Origin of the sequence: Streptomyces sp. NPDC059875, from assembly GCF_042731085.1 — a bacterium.
GTDB lineage: Bacteria > Actinomycetota > Actinomycetes > Streptomycetales > Streptomycetaceae > Streptomyces.
Genome location: NZ_JBHWJZ010000007.1, coordinates 60397 through 77054, shown reverse-complemented (window position 1 = coordinate 77054; position 16658 = coordinate 60397). Strand labels below are relative to the sequence as shown.

The 16658-nt window shown below is 70.4% G+C and carries 17 protein-coding genes; 8 read left to right on the top strand and 9 right to left on the bottom strand.

The window, feature by feature from the left end; all coding sequences use genetic code 11:
- Positions 1–16 precede the first annotated feature (16 nt).
- Entirely contained in the window at positions 17–832 is an 816-nt protein-coding gene (locus ACFV9D_RS10925) for a DUF899 domain-containing protein (RefSeq protein ID WP_385143953.1), read from the top strand.
- A gap of 73 nt (positions 833–905) precedes the next feature.
- On the opposite strand, the gene ACFV9D_RS10920 is transcribed toward ACFV9D_RS10925, so the two are convergent.
- Together ACFV9D_RS10920 and ACFV9D_RS10915 are read right to left on the bottom strand one after the other, a co-directional pair.
- The gene (locus ACFV9D_RS10920) at positions 906–2342 is read right to left on the bottom strand and encodes a DEAD/DEAH box helicase (protein WP_385143951.1); all 1437 of its coding nucleotides are present in this window, start codon (positions 2340–2342) and stop codon (positions 906–908) included.
- Between the two features lie 115 nt (positions 2343–2457).
- Entirely contained in the window at positions 2458–2661 is a 204-nt protein-coding gene (locus ACFV9D_RS10915; RefSeq protein ID WP_033201600.1) for a cold-shock protein, read from the bottom strand.
- 349 nt (positions 2662–3010) lie between these two features.
- Here ACFV9D_RS10915 and ACFV9D_RS10910 point away from each other — a divergent pair, with 349 nt between their 5' ends.
- From ACFV9D_RS10910 to ACFV9D_RS10900, 3 genes are all read left to right on the top strand, one after another.
- Positions 3011–3682 carry a GntR family transcriptional regulator gene (locus ACFV9D_RS10910; protein WP_385143949.1) on the top strand — a complete coding sequence of 224 codons (672 nt, stop codon included), beginning with the start codon at positions 3011–3013 and terminating at the stop codon, positions 3680–3682.
- A gap of 160 nt (positions 3683–3842) precedes the next feature.
- Complete coding sequence (locus ACFV9D_RS10905; protein WP_385143947.1) at positions 3843–5147, top strand: amidohydrolase family protein; 1305 nt, start codon at positions 3843–3845, stop codon at positions 5145–5147.
- A gap of 296 nt (positions 5148–5443) precedes the next feature.
- Positions 5444–6796, top strand: a complete 1353-nt coding sequence (locus tag ACFV9D_RS10900; RefSeq protein ID WP_385143945.1) for an amidohydrolase family protein — start codon at positions 5444–5446, stop codon at positions 6794–6796.
- 55 nt (positions 6797–6851) lie between these two features.
- On the opposite strand, the gene ACFV9D_RS10895 is transcribed toward ACFV9D_RS10900, so the two are convergent.
- From ACFV9D_RS10895 to ACFV9D_RS10885, 3 genes are all read right to left on the bottom strand, one after another.
- A complete protein-coding gene (locus ACFV9D_RS10895) occupies positions 6852–7223 on the bottom strand; it encodes a barstar family protein (RefSeq protein ID WP_385144337.1) in 372 nt (123 codons plus the stop codon).
- Between the two features lie 89 nt (positions 7224–7312).
- A complete protein-coding gene (locus tag ACFV9D_RS10890; RefSeq protein ID WP_385143943.1) occupies positions 7313–9697 on the bottom strand; it encodes an ATP-binding cassette domain-containing protein in 2385 nt (794 codons plus the stop codon).
- Positions 9698–9853: 156 nt separating this feature from the next.
- The gene (locus tag ACFV9D_RS10885; RefSeq protein WP_385144335.1) at positions 9854–10213 is read right to left on the bottom strand and encodes a VOC family protein; all 360 of its coding nucleotides are present in this window, start codon (positions 10211–10213) and stop codon (positions 9854–9856) included.
- A 290-nt stretch (positions 10214–10503) separates the two neighbouring features.
- Here ACFV9D_RS10885 and ACFV9D_RS10880 point away from each other — a divergent pair, with 290 nt between their 5' ends.
- Both ACFV9D_RS10880 and ACFV9D_RS10875 read left to right on the top strand, forming a co-directional pair.
- Entirely contained in the window at positions 10504–10989 is a 486-nt protein-coding gene (locus ACFV9D_RS10880) for a VOC family protein (protein ID WP_385143941.1), read from the top strand.
- A 129-nt stretch (positions 10990–11118) separates the two neighbouring features.
- Positions 11119–11460 (top strand): hypothetical protein, encoded by a 342-nt coding sequence (locus ACFV9D_RS10875; protein WP_385143939.1) that lies wholly within the window; start codon positions 11119–11121, stop codon positions 11458–11460.
- A gap of 68 nt (positions 11461–11528) precedes the next feature.
- On the opposite strand, the gene ACFV9D_RS10870 is transcribed toward ACFV9D_RS10875, so the two are convergent.
- Both ACFV9D_RS10870 and ACFV9D_RS10865 read right to left on the bottom strand, forming a co-directional pair.
- Positions 11529–12119 carry a hypothetical protein gene (locus ACFV9D_RS10870; RefSeq protein WP_385143937.1) on the bottom strand — a complete coding sequence of 197 codons (591 nt, stop codon included), beginning with the start codon at positions 12117–12119 and terminating at the stop codon, positions 11529–11531.
- A gap of 42 nt (positions 12120–12161) precedes the next feature.
- Entirely contained in the window at positions 12162–12569 is a 408-nt protein-coding gene (locus ACFV9D_RS10865) for a RidA family protein (RefSeq protein ID WP_385143935.1), read from the bottom strand.
- A 112-nt stretch (positions 12570–12681) separates the two neighbouring features.
- On the opposite strand from ACFV9D_RS10865, the gene ACFV9D_RS10860 reads away from it, so the two are divergent.
- Together ACFV9D_RS10860 and ACFV9D_RS10855 are read left to right on the top strand one after the other, a co-directional pair.
- On the top strand, positions 12682–13062 hold the full coding sequence (locus ACFV9D_RS10860) for a winged helix-turn-helix transcriptional regulator (protein WP_385143933.1): 381 nt from the start codon (positions 12682–12684) through the stop codon (positions 13060–13062).
- 280 nt (positions 13063–13342) lie between these two features.
- Entirely contained in the window at positions 13343–14467 is a 1125-nt protein-coding gene (locus tag ACFV9D_RS10855) for a Rieske 2Fe-2S domain-containing protein (protein ID WP_385143931.1), read from the top strand.
- Between the two features lie 12 nt (positions 14468–14479).
- Here ACFV9D_RS10855 and ACFV9D_RS10850 read toward each other — a convergent pair whose 3' ends face one another.
- Entirely contained in the window at positions 14480–15958 is a 1479-nt protein-coding gene (locus ACFV9D_RS10850) for a glutamate--cysteine ligase (protein WP_385143929.1), read from the bottom strand.
- 151 nt (positions 15959–16109) lie between these two features.
- Positions 16110–16541 carry a Fur family transcriptional regulator gene (locus ACFV9D_RS10845; RefSeq protein ID WP_385143927.1) on the bottom strand — a complete coding sequence of 144 codons (432 nt, stop codon included), beginning with the start codon at positions 16539–16541 and terminating at the stop codon, positions 16110–16112.
- Between the last annotated feature and the right edge of the window lie 117 nt (positions 16542–16658).

Here is a 16658-nt window from a genome sequence, read left to right as displayed (position 1 = left end):
CACCACGGAGGACACCATGACGACCACTCCCGGCGACGCGAGCAGCGACCTCCCCGGCAAGCCGCCGGTCGTCGACCTGGCCACCTGGCAGGCGGCGCGCGAGGAGCTGCTGGTCCGCGAGAAGGCGCACACCCACGAGGGGGACGCGATCGCCGCGGCCCGGCGGCGGCTGCCGATGGTCGAGCTCGACGGCGCGGTCGAGGTCACCGGCGCCGACGGGCCGGTCCCGTTCCTCGACCTGTTCCAGGGTCGCGACGAGCTCATGGTCTACAAGCACATGTGGTACGACGGCGCGCCGCACCAGGGGCAGTGCGAGGGCTGCACCACCACGGCCTGGCACGTGAAGGACGCCGTCTACCTCAACGCCCGGGGCGTCTCGTTCGCCGTCCTGACCTCCGGCCCGTGGGACGAGGTGGTTCCCTACGTCGAGTTCATGGGCTACACCCAGCCCTGGTACTCGGCGCGGGGCGTGGAGGCGCCGGTCGGCGGAGACATGGGTTACCTCGCCTGCTTCCTGCGCGACGGCGACCGCGCGTTCCTCACCTACTCCACGACGGGCCGTGGAAACGAGGCGGCCAACGGTTCCTTGGGCCTGCTCGACATGACGCCTTACGGCCGCGGCGAGGCGTGGGAGGACAACCCGGAGGGTTGGCCCGTGATCGGCGATGTCCGCGAGGGGTCCCCGTCCGACCGCCGCCAGGCCTGCTGGTACTGGCGCTCGGACGCGGACGGGAACGCCACCTGGGGCCCGACCAGCCGGCCCGTACCGCAGTGGACCCGCCCCGGTGCGACCCCCGTGGACACCCTCGGCCGGCGCGGCCACCACCACTGACGCGTCTTCGTCGGCGGCGTCGACGGCGTCGACGGTCCTGGGGCCCACCCGACCCTGATCCGCCGGACAGGCCCTAGCGGCCGCGGCGGATCCGGGCGGCCGCGCGGGCCTCGGCCGTCTTGCGGGCCTCGGCGGAGCGCCGGGACTCGTTCTTGGCGCGGCCGGGCTTGCCGGGGACGGTCCCCATGCCCCGGAAGGGCGCGCCGCCGCGCTTGGGGCGTTCGCTGCTCGGCGCGCTGCCGTCGACGGGAACCCCGGACGGGGCCTTGGCGCCGGTGATGCGGCTGAGTTCGGCCTCGCCGGAGCGGACCTGGGTGACCTGCGGACGGATCCCGGCGTCCGCCATCAGGCGGACCACGTCGCGCCGCTGGTCGGGCAGGACCAGGGTGACCACACTGCCGGACTCGCCGGCGCGCGCGGTGCGCCCGCCGCGGTGCAGATAGTCCTTGTGGTCGGCCGGCGGATCGACGTTGACGACGAGGTCGAGCTCGTCGACGTGGATGCCGCGCGCCGCGACGTTGGTCGCCACGAGGACGGTGACGTCGCCGTTGCGGAACCGGTCGAGGGTGCGGGTGCGCAGCGGCTGGGACTTGTCGCCGTGCAGGGCCGCGGCCCGTACGCCACTGCCCAGCAGGTGCGCGGTGAAGCGGTCGACGGCGGCCTTGGTCGCCAGGAACATGATCACGCGGCCGTCGCGGGCCGCGATCTCGGTCGCGGTGGCGTACTTGTCGGCGCCGTGCACCTGGAGGACGTGGTGCTCCATGGTGGTGACGGCGGCGGCCGAGGGGTCGACCGAGTGGACCACCGGGTCGTGGAGGTAGCTCCGGACCAGAAGGTCGACGTTCTTGTCGAGCGTGGCGGAGAACAGCATGCGCTGGCCGTCGGTGCGCACGAGGTCGAGCAGCCCGGTGACCTGGTCCATGAAGCCCATGTCGGCCATCTGGTCGGCCTCGTCGAGGACGGTGATGTCCACCCGGTCCAGGCGGGCATCCTTGCGCTCGACGAGGTCCATGAGGCGGCCGGGGGTCGCGACGACGACGTCGGCCCCTTCGCGCAGCGCGGCGGCCTGCCTCCCGATCGACATGCCGCCGACCACGGTGGCCAGGCGCAGCTTCAGCGCCCGGGCGTACGGCTCGAGCGCGTCGGTGACCTGCTGGGCCAGCTCGCGCGTGGGCACGAGGACGAGCGCCCGCGGCTTCCGGGCCTCGGCCCGCTTGCCGGCGGTGCGCACGAGCAGCGGAAGCCCGAAGGCGAGGGTCTTGCCGGACCCGGTACGGCCCCGCCCCAGGACGTCGCGCCCGGCGAGGGCGTTCGGCAGGGTGGCGGCCTGGATCGGGAAGGGCGTCTCGAAGCCCTGCGCGGTGAGCAGCTCCCGTACCCCGGCGGGCAGGCCGAGCTCATCGAAGGACGCGACGGCGGGCAGGGCCGGAGTGTGGCTGACCGGCTGCGCGAATTCGTCCTTGGAGGCGGCGGTGCGACGGGTGTGGTCCGAACGGGCTGAACTGCTCATGAAAACCTGGAAACCTTTACGAGGAACCTTTGTGCCGGGAATTGGCCGTGAAACGCAACGAGCCGGGGCCCTCACCTCTCGGGTGAGGACCCCAGCTGCGTCGGACGTGAGGACGTCAGGCGGGGAGGATGTTCTCCGCCTGCGGGCCCTTCTGGCCCTGCGTGACGTCGAAGGTCACCTTCTGGCCCTCCTGCAGCTCACGGAAGCCAGAGGTCGCGATGTTGGAGTAGTGGGCGAACACGTCCGGGCCGCCACCCTCCTGCTCGATGAACCCGAAACCCTTTTCCGAGTTGAACCACTTCACGGTGCCAGTAGCCATGCCATATCTCCTTCGGGGCATTACCCGGAGACCCGCACTGTGCGAATCCCGGAGTCGCCGCGCGATTACCCCGTCCGGAAACAGCACCGAAAATACAAAAAGTGCCCGACGATTCATCATCGTCAAAGGCACTTGAAGTTTATGGGAACCACAACTGCAACTGATCTCGACTGTAGCACGGCGTGGTCATCCGCGCACGGAATTCCTCATTCCGTCTCTCGTCGGGGCGAGCCCCTTCCGCCGCCGGACGTATCCTCGCCCGGGACATGCCGAACGGAGGGCCGAGGACGTGGCGGACAGAACCAGGAGCGGCTCAGCGGCCAAGGACAGCGGCTCGCGTCCGTCAGCCATGGGAAAGACCGCCGGAACGACCACGGGAACGACCGCCTCGCTGAGCGCACGCGCACGCGAGGCCGTGCTGCAGCGGATCGTCGACCGGCGGTACGCACAGGGCTCGCGCCTGGTCGAACGGGAGGTCGCCGAGGAGCTCGGCATGTCCCGGGTGCCGGTGCGCGAGGCCCTGCGTGCGCTGGTCGCCGAGGGCCTCCTCGAACTGCTCCCGCACAGTGGCGTACGCGTACGGCGCCTGGAGCGCACGGACGTGGAACACCTCTACGAGGTGTGGGAGCCGCTGGCGGTCCAGGCCTCGCGCCTCGCGGCGCGGGCCGCGGCGGCGGGCGACACGGCAGGGCTCGTCGCCTTGGAGGCGACGCTCCGTCAGGCGGAGTCGGCGGCCGCGGCGGACGAGGGGACGCGCGAGGTGGCCGCACACACCGCGTTCCACGAGAGCGTCGTGACCATGTCGGGCAACCCGCTGCTCGCGCGCACGATGGAACAGCTGAGCTGGCAGCTGCGCCTGCTGTTCGGCCTGCGCGAGGAACCCGCGCACATGAGGGCCCAGCACGCCGAGATGTACCGGCACATCGCCGCCGGCGACACGGAGGCGGCCGAGGCGAGCACGCTGCTGCACGTGCGCGACAGCAGGGCTGTAGCGCTGCGCTCGCTCTTCGGCGACGCCTGAGGTCTTTGTATACCAAGCCTGCGTAGCCCAACCATCCCACCCAGTCGAATGAGGCCTTCTGTTGGGCTCATCATGGTCGCGTGGCCACCACCCTTGCCCCGCCTCTCGCGCTTGGTATACAAAATCGGGGAGCCGTCGCCCTACTCCCCAAGGAGCTCCCATGTGTGTCGAAGCCACACCGCCGCCCGCCGGCAGGCTGACCCGCCGTGGCGTCCTCGCCGGTGCGGCCGCGCTCGCCGGCACCTTGGCCGCGGCCGGTTCGGCGGCGGCCACCGCCGGGGACCGCGACGGGGCGTCGCCCGCCGCCCGGCCCACCCACGGTGGCGCCCCGGCACGGGGCGGACACCTCGTCATCCAGGGCGGCACCCTCCTCGACCCGGCCACGGGCGAGGTCAGCGAGGACGCCGTCGTGGTCATCGAAGACGGGACCGTACGCGCGGCCGGCCGTCGGGGCAGCGTCACCGTGCCCAAGGGCGCCGAGGTCCTCGACGCCCACGGCCGCTGGGTGCTGCCGGGGCTGGTCGACGCCCACATCCACCTCAGCACCGCCGCCGAGGCCCGCGCCGCGGTCCTGCAGGGTGCGACCAGCGCGCGCAGCGGATCGACCGCCTTCTACCAGGACATCGCGGTCCGTGAACTCGCCCGACACAGCCCCGCCCTCGCGCCCCGTCTGACGGCCGCCGGGGTCTTCGTCACCCCCGACCTCGGCGACACCGTCCTCGCGGACCCCGACCTCACCCCGCTCGCGCGCCTCAAGGACGGCGTGCGCTCGGCCGAGGCGCTGCGCCGCGTCGTCGAGGTCAACCTCGCCCGTGGCGCGGACGTGATCAAGACGCGGGTCAACGAGCGCGCCGGGCTCCCGGAGCAGGACCCGCTCGCCCAGGTGTACTCGCACGAGCAGCTCGCCGAGATCGTCGCCGCGGCCCGGCGGCGCGGCAAGGGCGTCCTGTGCCACAGCTACAGCGAGCAGGGCTGCCACGACGCCGTCACGGCCGGCATCCGCTCCCTGGAGCACGGCGCGTTCGTCGGCGAGCGCACCCTGCGCGAGATGCGTCGCAGGGGGACGTACTTCACGCCCACCCTCACCGCCATCGCCGGCCTGGCGGAGTCCACGAACCCGGTCCTCGCGGAGCGGGGGCGCACGTACCTCCCCGTGCTGAAGCGGGCGGTCCTCGCCGCACACGAGCTGGGCGTCCCGCTCGCCGCCGGGACCGACTCCTCAGGCGGCACGGTGCGCCCGATCGGTCGCGAGGTGGAGCTGATGCGCGCCGCCGGGCTCCCGGCGCTCGACGCGATCCGCACCGCCACGACCGGCGCCGGCCGCCTCCTCGGCCTCGAGCGCACGGCGGGCCGCCTCGCGCGCGGCTTCGCGGGCGACGCGATCCTCGTGGACGCCGACCCGCTGGCCGATGTCACCACGCTCATGCGTCCGGTAAGGGTGGTGCGGGCGGGCCTCGCGCTCTGATCGCGGCGGCCGCTCACCGGTACGGACGCCGGACCGCGCCGACGTAGGCAGGCCGGTGCCCACCCCGCGGGGCGGGCGTCGCGCTCTGACGCCGACGGCGGCCCTCCGGTACCGACGCCGGACCGCGCCGGTATCAGCAGGCCGGGCGCTGCCCCGCGCCTTTGGCCCGCGCGCCACCGCGCCTCGATGCCGCCCGCCGTTCCTCGTACGGCTTCTGCTCCCGCTCCCCACAGGTCCGCACCACCCCCCTTCCCCCTTCCCCCTTCCCCCGCACCGTCCCCGCCGAAGGAGTCCCCATGCAGCCGACCCCGTCTTCCCCCGGCGCTCTCTCCCGCCGCACGATGCTGGCCGGCGCCGCCGCACTGGCCGGCACCACGGCCGGCATCGCCGCCACGACCACCCCCGCCCAGGCCCACTGCTCGACGGTGGGCGCCGAAGCCCCGGCGCCAAGCGCCGCGGGGCGTCGCGCCAATGCCGTGGTTTTCCGCGACGTACGCCCGTTCGGCGCGGCGAAGGCCACGGACCTCGTGGTCGTCGACGGCCGCGTGTCGGACGGCCCGGCGCCCCGCGGCGCGAAGGTCGTCGACGGCGACGGCCGGATCGCGCTCCCGTCCCTCGTGGACGCGCACATCCATCCCGACAAGACGACCTGGGGCGGCTCCTGGGTGTCGCGGCGGCCGGCGAGCGGGATCGCCGACTACGTGGCCCAGGACGTGGAGCTGTTCCGCAGCCAGCGCCGCCCCGTCGCGGAGCGCGCGTACGGCCTGATGGCGCACGCCGTCACCCGCGGCACGCGGGCGATGCGCGCCCACGCCGACGTGGCCCCGGCCTACGGCCTCGCGGGCGTGGAGGGCGTGGCGGAGGCGCGTGAACGGCTGCGTCACGCCCTCGACGTCCAGATCGTGGCGTTCCCGCAGCACGGCGTCATCCGTACCCCGGGCACGGCGGAGCTCCTGGAGGAGGCGGCGCGCACGGGCACGATCGACATGATCGGCGGCATCGACCCGATCGGTTTCGACCAGGCCCTCGACGAGCAGCTCGACCTCGTCTTCGGGATCGCGGACCGGCACGGCGTCGGCGTGGACATCCACCTGCACGACCGGGGTGAGAAGGGAATCAAGGCCATGCGCGGCATCGTCGACCGCACGCGCGCCCTGTCCCTCGCCGGCGAGGTCACCGTCAGCCACGTCTTCTGCCTGCCCGGCCTGACGGACGGCGAACTCGGGCCCCTCGCCGCCGACCTGGGTGAGCAGGACATCGCCCTCACCACAGTGGCGCCGTCCGACTCCCTCGTGCTGCCGATCGCCCGACTGCGCGAGCACGGGGTGCGGGTCGGGCTCGGCTCCGACGGCGTGCGCGACTCCTGGAGCCCCTTCGGCAACGCCGACATGCTGCACCGCGCGCATCTGCTCGGGTGGGTGACGGACGTGCGCCTCGACGAGGAGCTGACGAACTGTTACCGCGTCGCGGCCCACGGAGGAGCCGACGTCATGGGCCTCGCGCACGCGGACTTCACGCCCGGCGCGCCGGCCGACTTCGTCCTCGTACGGGGCGAGTGCCTGCCCCAGGTCGTCGTGGACATGCCCCGCCGGGACATGGTCGTGCACGGTGGAGTCGTCGTGGCCCGCGACGGGGAGTTCCTCCACTGAGTCGCGGAGGGGCGGGGTCCGTCCGACGTCGGACGGACCCACGCGGTGGAGGTCGTCAGCGGAGCACCAGAACACCCGGGGCTTCGTCCTCGAAGATCTCGACCAGCCAGTCGAAGACCGTCGGGCCCCGTCCCGCGCGTGCCTCGGCGATCTCCTCGGCGACCCGAGCGCGATGCGTGGGGTGGCAGCGCGTCAGCCGGATCTCCAGTTGACGGGCCGTCTCCGGGTGACCCAGCGCCTCGCGGGAAGAGGCGTGGTCGTGCCACTCGACGGTGAAGTCGCCGTCGTCAGGGGTGCCGTAGCCCCCGCGGAGGCAGTCGTTGAACGCGTCCAGGCCTCGTCCGAAGTAGCCGCCGGGGCCGTTGACTGCTTCGCCCATCACACGCCAGAAGTCCTCCAGCGTCCGGATCCGCTTGCCGTCGAGCATGTAGATCGTCGTCACGCGGCCAGGCTAGGGCCTGTCCCGCGGATCAGGGTCGGACAGGCCCTGGGCGACCGGATGCCCGAGGCCGTCGGTCACGCCCCGACGTACTCCGCGAGGTGCTCGCCGGTGAGGGTGGAGCCTGCCGCGACGAGGTCGGCCGGTGTGCCCTCGAAGACGATCCGCCCGCCGTCGTGTCCTGCGCCCGGGCCGAGGTCGATGATCCAGTCGGCGTGCGCCATGACCGCCTGGTGGTGCTCGACGACGATGACCGACTTGCCGGAGTCGACGAGCCGGTCGAGCAGCCCGAGCAGTTGCTCGACGTCGGCGAGGTGGAGGCCGGTGGTCGGCTCGTCGAGGACGTAGACGCCGCCCTTGTCGCCCATGTGGGTGGCGAGCTTCAGCCGCTGCCGCTCGCCACCGGACAGCGTGGTGAGCGGCTGGCCGAGGCTGAGATAGCCGAGCCCGACGTCGGCGAGCCGCTCGAGGATTCGGTGCGCGGCCGGTGTGGCCGCCTCCCCGCTGCCGAAGAACTCCTGGGCCTCCGTCACCGACACCGCGAGCACCTCGCTGATGTCCCGGCCACCGAAGCGGTACTCCAGGACCGAGGAGTCGAACCGCTTCCCCTCGCAGTCCTCGCAGGGGGTGGCGACGGTCTGCATGATCGCCAGATCGGTGTAGATGACGCCGGCGCCGTTGCAAGTAGGGCAGGCGCCCTCGGAATTGGCGCTGAACAGCGCCGGCTTCACACCGTTGGCCTTGGCGAACGCCTTGCGGATCGGGTCGAGCAGGCCGGTGTACGTCGCCGGGTTGCTCCGTCGCGAACCCTTGATCGGGCTCTGGTCGACCGACACCACCCCCTCGTCGACCGGGATCGATCCGTGCACGAGCGAACTCTTGCCGGAGCCGGCGACGCCGGTGACGACGGCGAGCACCCCGAGCGGGATGTCCACGTCGACGTCGCGCAGGTTGTGGGTCGTGGCGCCGCGGATCTCGAGCGAGCCTCTGGGCGTCCGTACCGTCTCCTTGAGGGAGGACCGGTCGTCGAAGTGGCGGCCGGTGATGGTGCCGCCGGCCCGCAGCTCCTCGACGGTGCCCTCGAAGCAGAGGGTGCCGCCGGCCGTACCGGCGCCGGGGCCGAGGTCGACGACGTGGTCGGCGATCGCGATCACCTCGGGCTTGTGCTCCACGACGAGCACCGTGTTGCCCTTGTCCCGCAGCCGCAGCAGCAGGTCGTTCATCCGCTGGATGTCGTGCGGGTGCAGGCCGATGGTGGGCTCGTCGAAGACGTACGTGACGTCGGTGAGCGAGGAGCCGAGGTGGCGGATCATCTTGACGCGTTGCGCCTCGCCGCCCGACAGCGTGCCCGACGGCCGCTCGAGGGCGAGGTAGCCGAGGCCGATCTCCACGAACGAGTCGAGGGTGTGCTGCAGTGCCGTCAGGAGCGGCGCGACCGACGGCTCCTTGAGCCCGCGGACCCAAGTGGTCAGGTCCCTGATCTCCATCGCGCAGGCGTCGGCGATGCTGATCCTCTTGATCTTCGACGACCGCGCGCCCTCGCTGAGCCGGGTGCCGTCGCACTCGGGGCAGGTGGTGAAGGTGACGGCCCGCTCCACGAAGGCCCGGATGTGGGGCTGCATCGATTCCTTGTCCTTGGACAGGAACGACTTCTGGATCTTGGGGATCAGCCCTTCGTAGGTGAGGTTGATGCCGTTGACCTTGACCTTGGTCGGCTCTCCGTAGAGGAAGGCCTGCATCTCCTTCTTGGTGTACCTGCGGATCGGCTTGTCCGGGTCGACGAAGCCGGACTGGGCATAGAGCTGCACGGTCCACTGGCTGTCCGACTTCCAGCCGGGGATGGTGAACGCGCCGTCGGAGAGCGACTTGGAGTCGTCGTAGAGCTGGGTGAGGTCGATGTCGGAGACCGTGCCGCGACCTTCGCAGTGCGGACACATGCCGCCGGTGCGCTGGTAGGTCGCCCTGACCGCCTTCTTGGCGCCCTTCTCGACGGTGATCGCACCGCTCGCCCGGACCGTGGCGGTGTTGAAGGAGTAGGCGCTGGGCGGGCCGATGTGCGGCTTCCCGAGGCGACTGAAGAGGATGCGCAGCATCGCGTTGGCGTCGGTGGCCGTGCCGACGGTGGAGCGGGGGTCGGTGCCCATCCGCTGCTGGTCGACGATGATCGCGGTCGTCAGGCCTTCGAGCACGTCGACCTCGGGCCGCGCGAGGGTCGGCATGAAGCCCTGGACGAAGGCGCTGTACGTCTCGTTGATCAGCCGCTGCGACTCCGCGGCGATCGTGTCGAACACGAGCGAGCTCTTGCCCGAACCGGAGACCCCGGTGAACACCGTCAGCCGGCGCTTCGGGATCTCGATGCTGATGTCCTTGAGGTTGTTCACCCGCGCCCCGTGCACGCGGATCATTTCGTGGCTGTCGGCGACGTGCGGCGCAGGCGACTGCGTCCTCTTCCTCGTGGCCATGCTCTTCGTTCTCCATCTTTCGGGCGGGCCGCCTTCGCGGCCTCCGCCGGCGTCGCCCGGCTCGATCCGATCAGCGTCGAGCAGTACGTCGAGGGACCCACGGGCCCCGGCCGCGCGGCGACATCGCCGACGACGGTCGGGGCCGGGGGACGGTGCTCATCGGTCCTGGAGCAGTCCGAGGACGTTGCCATCGGGGTCGGTGACGGTGGCCACCAGGCGACCGCCACCGACGTCGTGCGCGGGCTCCTTCACGCTGCCACCCGCGGCGGTCACCTCGGCCAGCTTCGCCTCGATGTCCGTCACGTGCCAGTAGGCGACCGGCGAGGTCATGCCCTGCGACGCGCCGCCCGGCACCAGCCCGATGTGCTGGCCCGCGACGTCGAACCCGACGTAGTAGTCCGAAGCGTTCTGGGGTTCGATGCCGAGCAGGGCGATGTACACCGCCTTCGCCTTGGCCAGGTCGGAAACGGGATGCAGCACGGTCTTGATTCCCAGCGGGGAAGAGCCGGTGGCCATGGTCACTCCTGAAGTCGTGGGCGCCTGTGTGGTGCTACCCATGGCTTCGACGCTATCCGTGGCTCCGGGTCCGCGCTTCTCGATTCCTGACCGGTCTGATCGCCCGCACCCTGTTCCGGGCACGACACCCCCATATCGGGCCGTAACGGGCCGCCCCGGAAGCTGCCGCCCTTCGGGGCATCCCGTGGCCGGCCGCCGCGCGGCGTCGGCGCCCGGCCCGGGGTTCGGGATATCTGTGGCCGCAAGCGGCGGTCAGCGGTGATCGTCACAGTCCGGAAAGGCGGGAGACCGTGACCGTCCAGCCCATCCCCGAGGGATATCCGCGTGTCACGCCGTACCTCTGTATCGACGGAGCCGCGGCCGCGCTCGACTTCTACGTGTCCGTGCTCGGCGCGGAGGAGCGCATGAGGATGCCGGCCCCCGGCGGCAAGATCGGCCACGCCGAGCTGGCGCTGGGCAATTCGATCATCATGCTCGCGGACGAGTACCCGGACATGGGATTCCGCTCCCCGAAGGCGGTCGGCGGCACACCGATCACCCTGCACGTGTACGTGGAGGACGTCGACGCAATCTTCGCCAAGGCCCTCGCCCAGGGCGCCCGGGAACTGTCACCGGTCAAGGACGAGTTCTACGGCGACCGCACCGGTCAGTTCGAGGACCCTTTCGGCCACCGCTGGAGCGTCGCCTCGCACATCGAGGACGTCCCCGAGGAGGAGATGGAGAAGCGAGCCCAGGAAGCCATGCAGTCCATGGGCTCCAAGCCGAACGGCGACTGATCCCATTCGACACCCCTGGGTGTTGAACATGTTCAACACCGTTCATAATGAAGCCCGGTCCGCGCTTCCCCAGGGAAGAGGTTCGGGCTTCTTTCCGTCGTCTCCGCACCTTCAGGGGTCACACCGCACATGACGCCACGACTCTCCGGGCGCGCGCTCCCCGCCACGGCCGCGCTGTACGTCGGCCTGGTCGCGGCCGGAGTGGTGGCCAACGCCGTCGCCGGCGGACCGCCGGACAACACGACCCCGCTGTACTTCGCGACCCTGCCCGGCTCGCTTCTCGTGACGGTCTTCGCGGTCCTCCCCCTGGCAACATTCCTCGGAGCGGGCGACGCGACCGACGCCGACCCCGCCAACCCCTTCGGCCTCCTCGTCCCTCTCGCCGGCGGCGCGCTGGTGAACGTCCTGCTGGCCTGGGCGATCCTCGCCGTGCTCCGCAGCGCGAAGCCCTCCCGGCGCGCGAGCCGCTGACGTCCGGCACTGAAGGTCCACGATGCCCACCCCCGCCGAGAGGGCGGCGCACCGGAGAGGCTTCGTCCTCAGGAGTAGACGATGGGGCAGCCCCGCCGGACCGAGTGCTGGGCAGCGCGCAGAAACAGCGCTACGTAGAAGGCCGTGTCCAGGTCATCGCTCCATGGTCCAGCTCGCGCAGCGGCCAGTTCCTGCGCGCCTCCGTCCATGAACCACAGGGTCAGGTCGAGGTTGTCGCACATCTCCGGTGTCTCGGCCGGGAGTTCGATGACCGCAGCCAGCTTCTCGGCGATCGCCAGCACCTGAGGAGCGCCGGCGACCATGGTCGACCCCTCTGTAAAGGTCGAGTCGACGGGCAGCCAGACCTCCTCGTCGAGTGAAACCGGGACCAGCGCCGTCCAGCCGCACACGGTCTCGACTTCCTCGCGTGACAGCTGTGCCTGACACAGCGCGCCGAACCCGTCCATGGAAGGGATCAGCTTCTCCTCGAAGGCCTGCCCCGATCCGCGAACGAAGTCGGCCTCCTCGGGCACGGACTCATAGGCAGGCATACCCCGGCGCCTCAGCTCCTGGTTCAGCGCCGAGGCGATTTCGCCCCACCCGCCCTCTTCCTCGTCGAACCATTCCTCCGCGCCGACACTGACCAGATAGATGCCCATGGCCGCAACGTACAGCGCACCACTGACACCCTGACCGCCTCGTCAGTCGATGACGGCCGTGGCTTCGATCTCGACCAGATGGTCCGGTACGTCCAGCGCCGCGACGCCCAGCAGCGTGGCCGGCGGGACCGGGGTGACGCCCAGCTTCGTGAACGCCCGGGTGATGCCCTCCATCAGGAGGGGCATCTTGTCGGGGGTCCAGTCGACGACGTAGACGCTCAGCTTCGCCACGTCGTCGAAGGAGGCACCGACCTCGGCCAGGGCGGTGCCGATGTTGAGGTAGCACTGCTCGACCTGAGCCGCGAGGTCGCCCTCGCCGACCGTGACGCCGTCGGCGTCCCAGGCGACCTGGCCGGCGATGAAGACCAGCTTCGATCCGGTCGCGATCGAGACCTGCCGGTAGGCATCGATCTCCGGCAAGCCGTTGGGATTCACCAGGGTGATGGCCATGCTGTCCGCCTCCACATTTCGTTCGAAAGTCGCTCTCTTGCGGTTACTCAGGAACCGTAGGAGAGTGTCCGCTGACATGGAAGAACGCACTTTTCGGTGACTGGGGAACCTGATGGTGACCAAGCAGTTCAGCGGCTCGCCCGAGGACGCGGACCTGAGGCGCGCGGACTCGCTCGCGCGGGAGATCTTCACGGACGTCGCCAACAAGTGGGCGCTCCTGATCATCGAGGCTGTGGGTGAACACACCCTGCGCTTCAGCGAGCTGCGCAACGAGATCGAAGGCATCAGCCACAAGATGCTCACGCAGAACCTGCGCATGCTGGAGCGCAACGGCCTGATCGATCGGACGGTGCACCCCGTCGTGCCGCCGCGGGTCGAGTACACCCTCACCGAGGCGGGCCAGGCCCTGCGGGTGACGATCGACGGACTGTGCGACTGGACGCACCGGTACCTGGGTCACATCGACGCCTCCCGCCAGCGCTTCGACAGCTGACGCGTCCACGACCGCACGGCGTCCGGCGGCGCCGCCGGCGTCCCATCCGCGCGGATCCCGGCGTATGCGCCGTCACCCTCCGGGGCGAGCCTCATCCACGCGACGTCCGAGAAGCAGCAGGTGACGGCAGCGTCCGACGGCCGGTCGACCTCGCCGCGCCGCATTCGGCGGTATCGACGGGACCGCCCGAGCTGCGTAGATCCCTCAACCGTGAGGAGACTACGAAGCAAGGACGTCTGCACGTACCGCAGCCGGGACCCGCGTGGCGAGGGAGTGGTGAATGACCGAGGCGCAACCAGAGGGCGCGGCCACCGAACGCGCCCCGGCGAGTGATCGGCCGCACACGTCCGCTCAGAGCTCCGGAGCCGTTCCGGACCTCCGGAGAATCGGCATCGATCCCAATTTCTGGTACCCGGTCGCCGTCTCACGGGACGTCCCCAAGGGGAAGACATTCCCCGCCGTATTCGCGGGCGAGCGCATCGCGCTGTATCGCGGCGAGAGCGGCGAGGTCTTCGCCCTGGAGGACCGGTGCGCACATCGGCAGGTGCCACTGAGCATGGGAGTCGTGGAAGGCGAGACACTCCGGTGCTGCTATCACGCATGGACCTACCGCGGAAATGGACGCATCTCCCAGATCCCCTACCTCCCCAAGGGGGTCGAGCGGCCACCGCGTGGCGTGCGCGCCTATCCGGTCCGCGAAGTGTACGGACTGGTGTTCGTCTTTCCGGGCGACGCGGAGAAGGCGGTCACGGTACCGCTGCCTGAGCTGCCGGAATTCCATTCGCCGAACCACAAGACCATGACGTTCTCGCGCACAGTGCGGTGCCACTACACCTTCATGCACGAGAATCTGCTCGACATGAACCACCAGTTCCTGCACCGGGGCGTCCTGGGCAGAATCCATCCCAAGCTCCTCGGGTACGACACCGGACCGAATTTCGTCGAGGCCCGCTATCTCTTCGTCCCCGGCGGTGGGAGGAAGGACCGCGGGGCCGGGCTCCTGTCCGCCGAGGGGCTCGGCGGCGCCGACTCCCCCGACGCCGTCACCGTACGCACCGAGTATCCGTACCAGATCCTCCAAGCGGTTCCCACGAATTCCGAACAGCCCGCGTTCTCGCTCTGGGCCGCGTACGTGCCGAAGGACGCCGAGCAGCGCGTGAATCACACGTACGGTCTCCTCTCGATCGCGAAGCCGTCGATCCCGGGGGCTCTCGATATCGCCTGGCCGTTCATCCGCCGCTTCACGGAGCGAGTCTTCGCCCAGGACCGGATGGCGGTGGAGGCCGAGCAGCAGGCCTGGGACGAGCAGGGCGAGGACCGAAATCACGAGGTGTTTCCCCTGATCCTCGATGTCCGAGACGTCCTGCGTACGAATGGAGTCCCGCTGTCTCCCGCATCGCCCTGAACAGCGGCGCCCTCACTCGACGGGCCAGGTGTGCACCGGAACGTTCAAATGCATGAATTCGATGTACTGCTGGGTCATCCGCCTCAGTGCCTGGTGCCGGTCCGCGTGGGCGATGTCGTGGAAGTGGTGGAACATCTCGGATTGCCACACCGCGCCGTTACGGCCGCTGACGCACCGCTGCTCGATGATCCCCAGCAGGGGCTCCCGCCAGGCCGCGTCCATGCCCAACCGCTCGAGACCGCGGTCGGCCAGCGACAGCAGGCGCCGCAGTACGAGCTCGGTCACCGGGACCTCGCCCATCCCGGGCCAGTACAGCTGCGCGTCGATTCCGTGCCGGGCCGCGGCGTGCAGATTGTCCTCCGCCGCCGAGAACGACATCCGTGACCAGACGGGCCGGTCCTCGTCGACCAGGGCGCGGACCAGCCCGTAGTAGAACGCGCCGTTCGACAGCACGTCCGTCACCGTGGGCCCCGCGGGCAGCACCCTGTTCTCCACCCGCAGATGCGGTACGCCGTCGACGACGGCGTAGACGGGGCGGTTCCAGCGGTAGACGGTCCCGTTGTGCAGGGTGAGCTCGGCCAGGCCGGGGATCTCGCCGCGGTCGAGCGTCTCCTCCGGGTTCTCGTCGTCGCACAGCGGCAGCAGCGCCGGGAAGTACCGCGCGTTCTCCTCGAAGAGGTCGAACACGGAGGTGATCCACCGCTCGCCGAACCACACCCGTGGCCGCACTCCCTGCACCTTGATCTCGTCCGGCCGGGTGTCGGTGGCCTGCTCGAACAGCGGAATCCGCGTCTCCCGCCACAGCTCCTTGGCGAACAGGAACGGAGAGTTCGCCGCCAGGGCCACCTGCACCCCCGCGATGGCCTGCGCGGCGTTCCAGTAGTCCGCGAACTCGTCCGGCGAGACCTGCAGATGGAACTGGGTGCTGGTGCAGGCAGCCTCCGGCGTGATCGTCTCGGCGTAGGTCCGCAGTTTCTCCACCCCGTCCACCGAGATCAGCAGGTCCTCGCCCCGCGCGGCGAAGATCTGCTCGTTCAGCAGGTGATACCGCGGGTTCTCGGACAGCGCCGCCGGCCCCGCGTCCTTGAGCTCCAAGGTCGGCAGTATCCCGATCATGACGAGATGCGCGCCGATCGCCGCGGCCTTCTCCTCGGCGTGGTTGAGCGCGGCGCGGATCTCCTGCTCCCAGGAGTCGGGACCACCCGCGGTGAGCCGCCGCGGCTCGATGTTGATCTCCAGGTTGAAACGGCCCAGCTCGGTCGACCAGGAGGGATCCGCGATCGCCTCCAGGACGTCCGTGCTGCGCATGGCGGGCTCGCCGGCGGCGTCCACCAGGTTCAGTTCGATCTCCAGGCCGACCTGCGGCCGCTCGAAGTCGAACCGCGCCTCCCGCAGCATCCGTGCGAACACGTCGAGGCACGTGTGCATCTTGTTCCGGAACTGGCGACGGTCGTCACGGGTGAAGACCAGCGCCGGGACGTCGCGTCCCATTCGGCCCTCCCGAGTCTCCTCGGCACGGACCCCCACCTTTCAGCCTCCCACTCCAGGGGCGGCCCAACCACCGAAGCCGTCGGGTGAGGTGATACGCGTCGCCACGCAGCGTGAGCAGGCGCCGGCACGTGACCGCGTGCGCCGGCCGCGCCTACGAATGGGGCGGCCCGTTCCCGACACAGGAGGGGCACAGCCCGCGGTAGGTGACGTCGACCTGGGACACCGTGAAGCCGAAGCGTTCCCCCTCCGGGAGGCAGGCCAGTGGATCGCCGGTCGGGTGGACGTCGCGGATGCTGCCGCAGCCGGCGCAGACCAGGTGCTGGTGCGGGTGGTGCGCGTTGGGGTCGTAGCGTTTCGCGCGGCCGTGGGCGGAGACCTCCATCACCTCACCGAGCAGGACCAGTTCGCCCAGGGTGTTGTAGACGGTGGCCCGGGAGATCTCGGGCAGCATCCGTACGGCGCGGGCGTGCACCTCGTCGGCCGTGAGGTGGACGTGCTCACCGTCGAGGACCTCCGCGACGACACGCCGCTGAGACGTCATCCGCCAGCCCCGCCCGCGCAATCGCTCCAGCAGGTCGCTCATTTCGGTTCACCTGTTCAGGCTCGGTGGAGTGACGGAAGTTTAGCGGTGGAAGTCCGGTTCCCATGGGAAGCGAAAGAGGCGAATTTCCGGAACCGACTCCTTGATACGCGGGGGTGC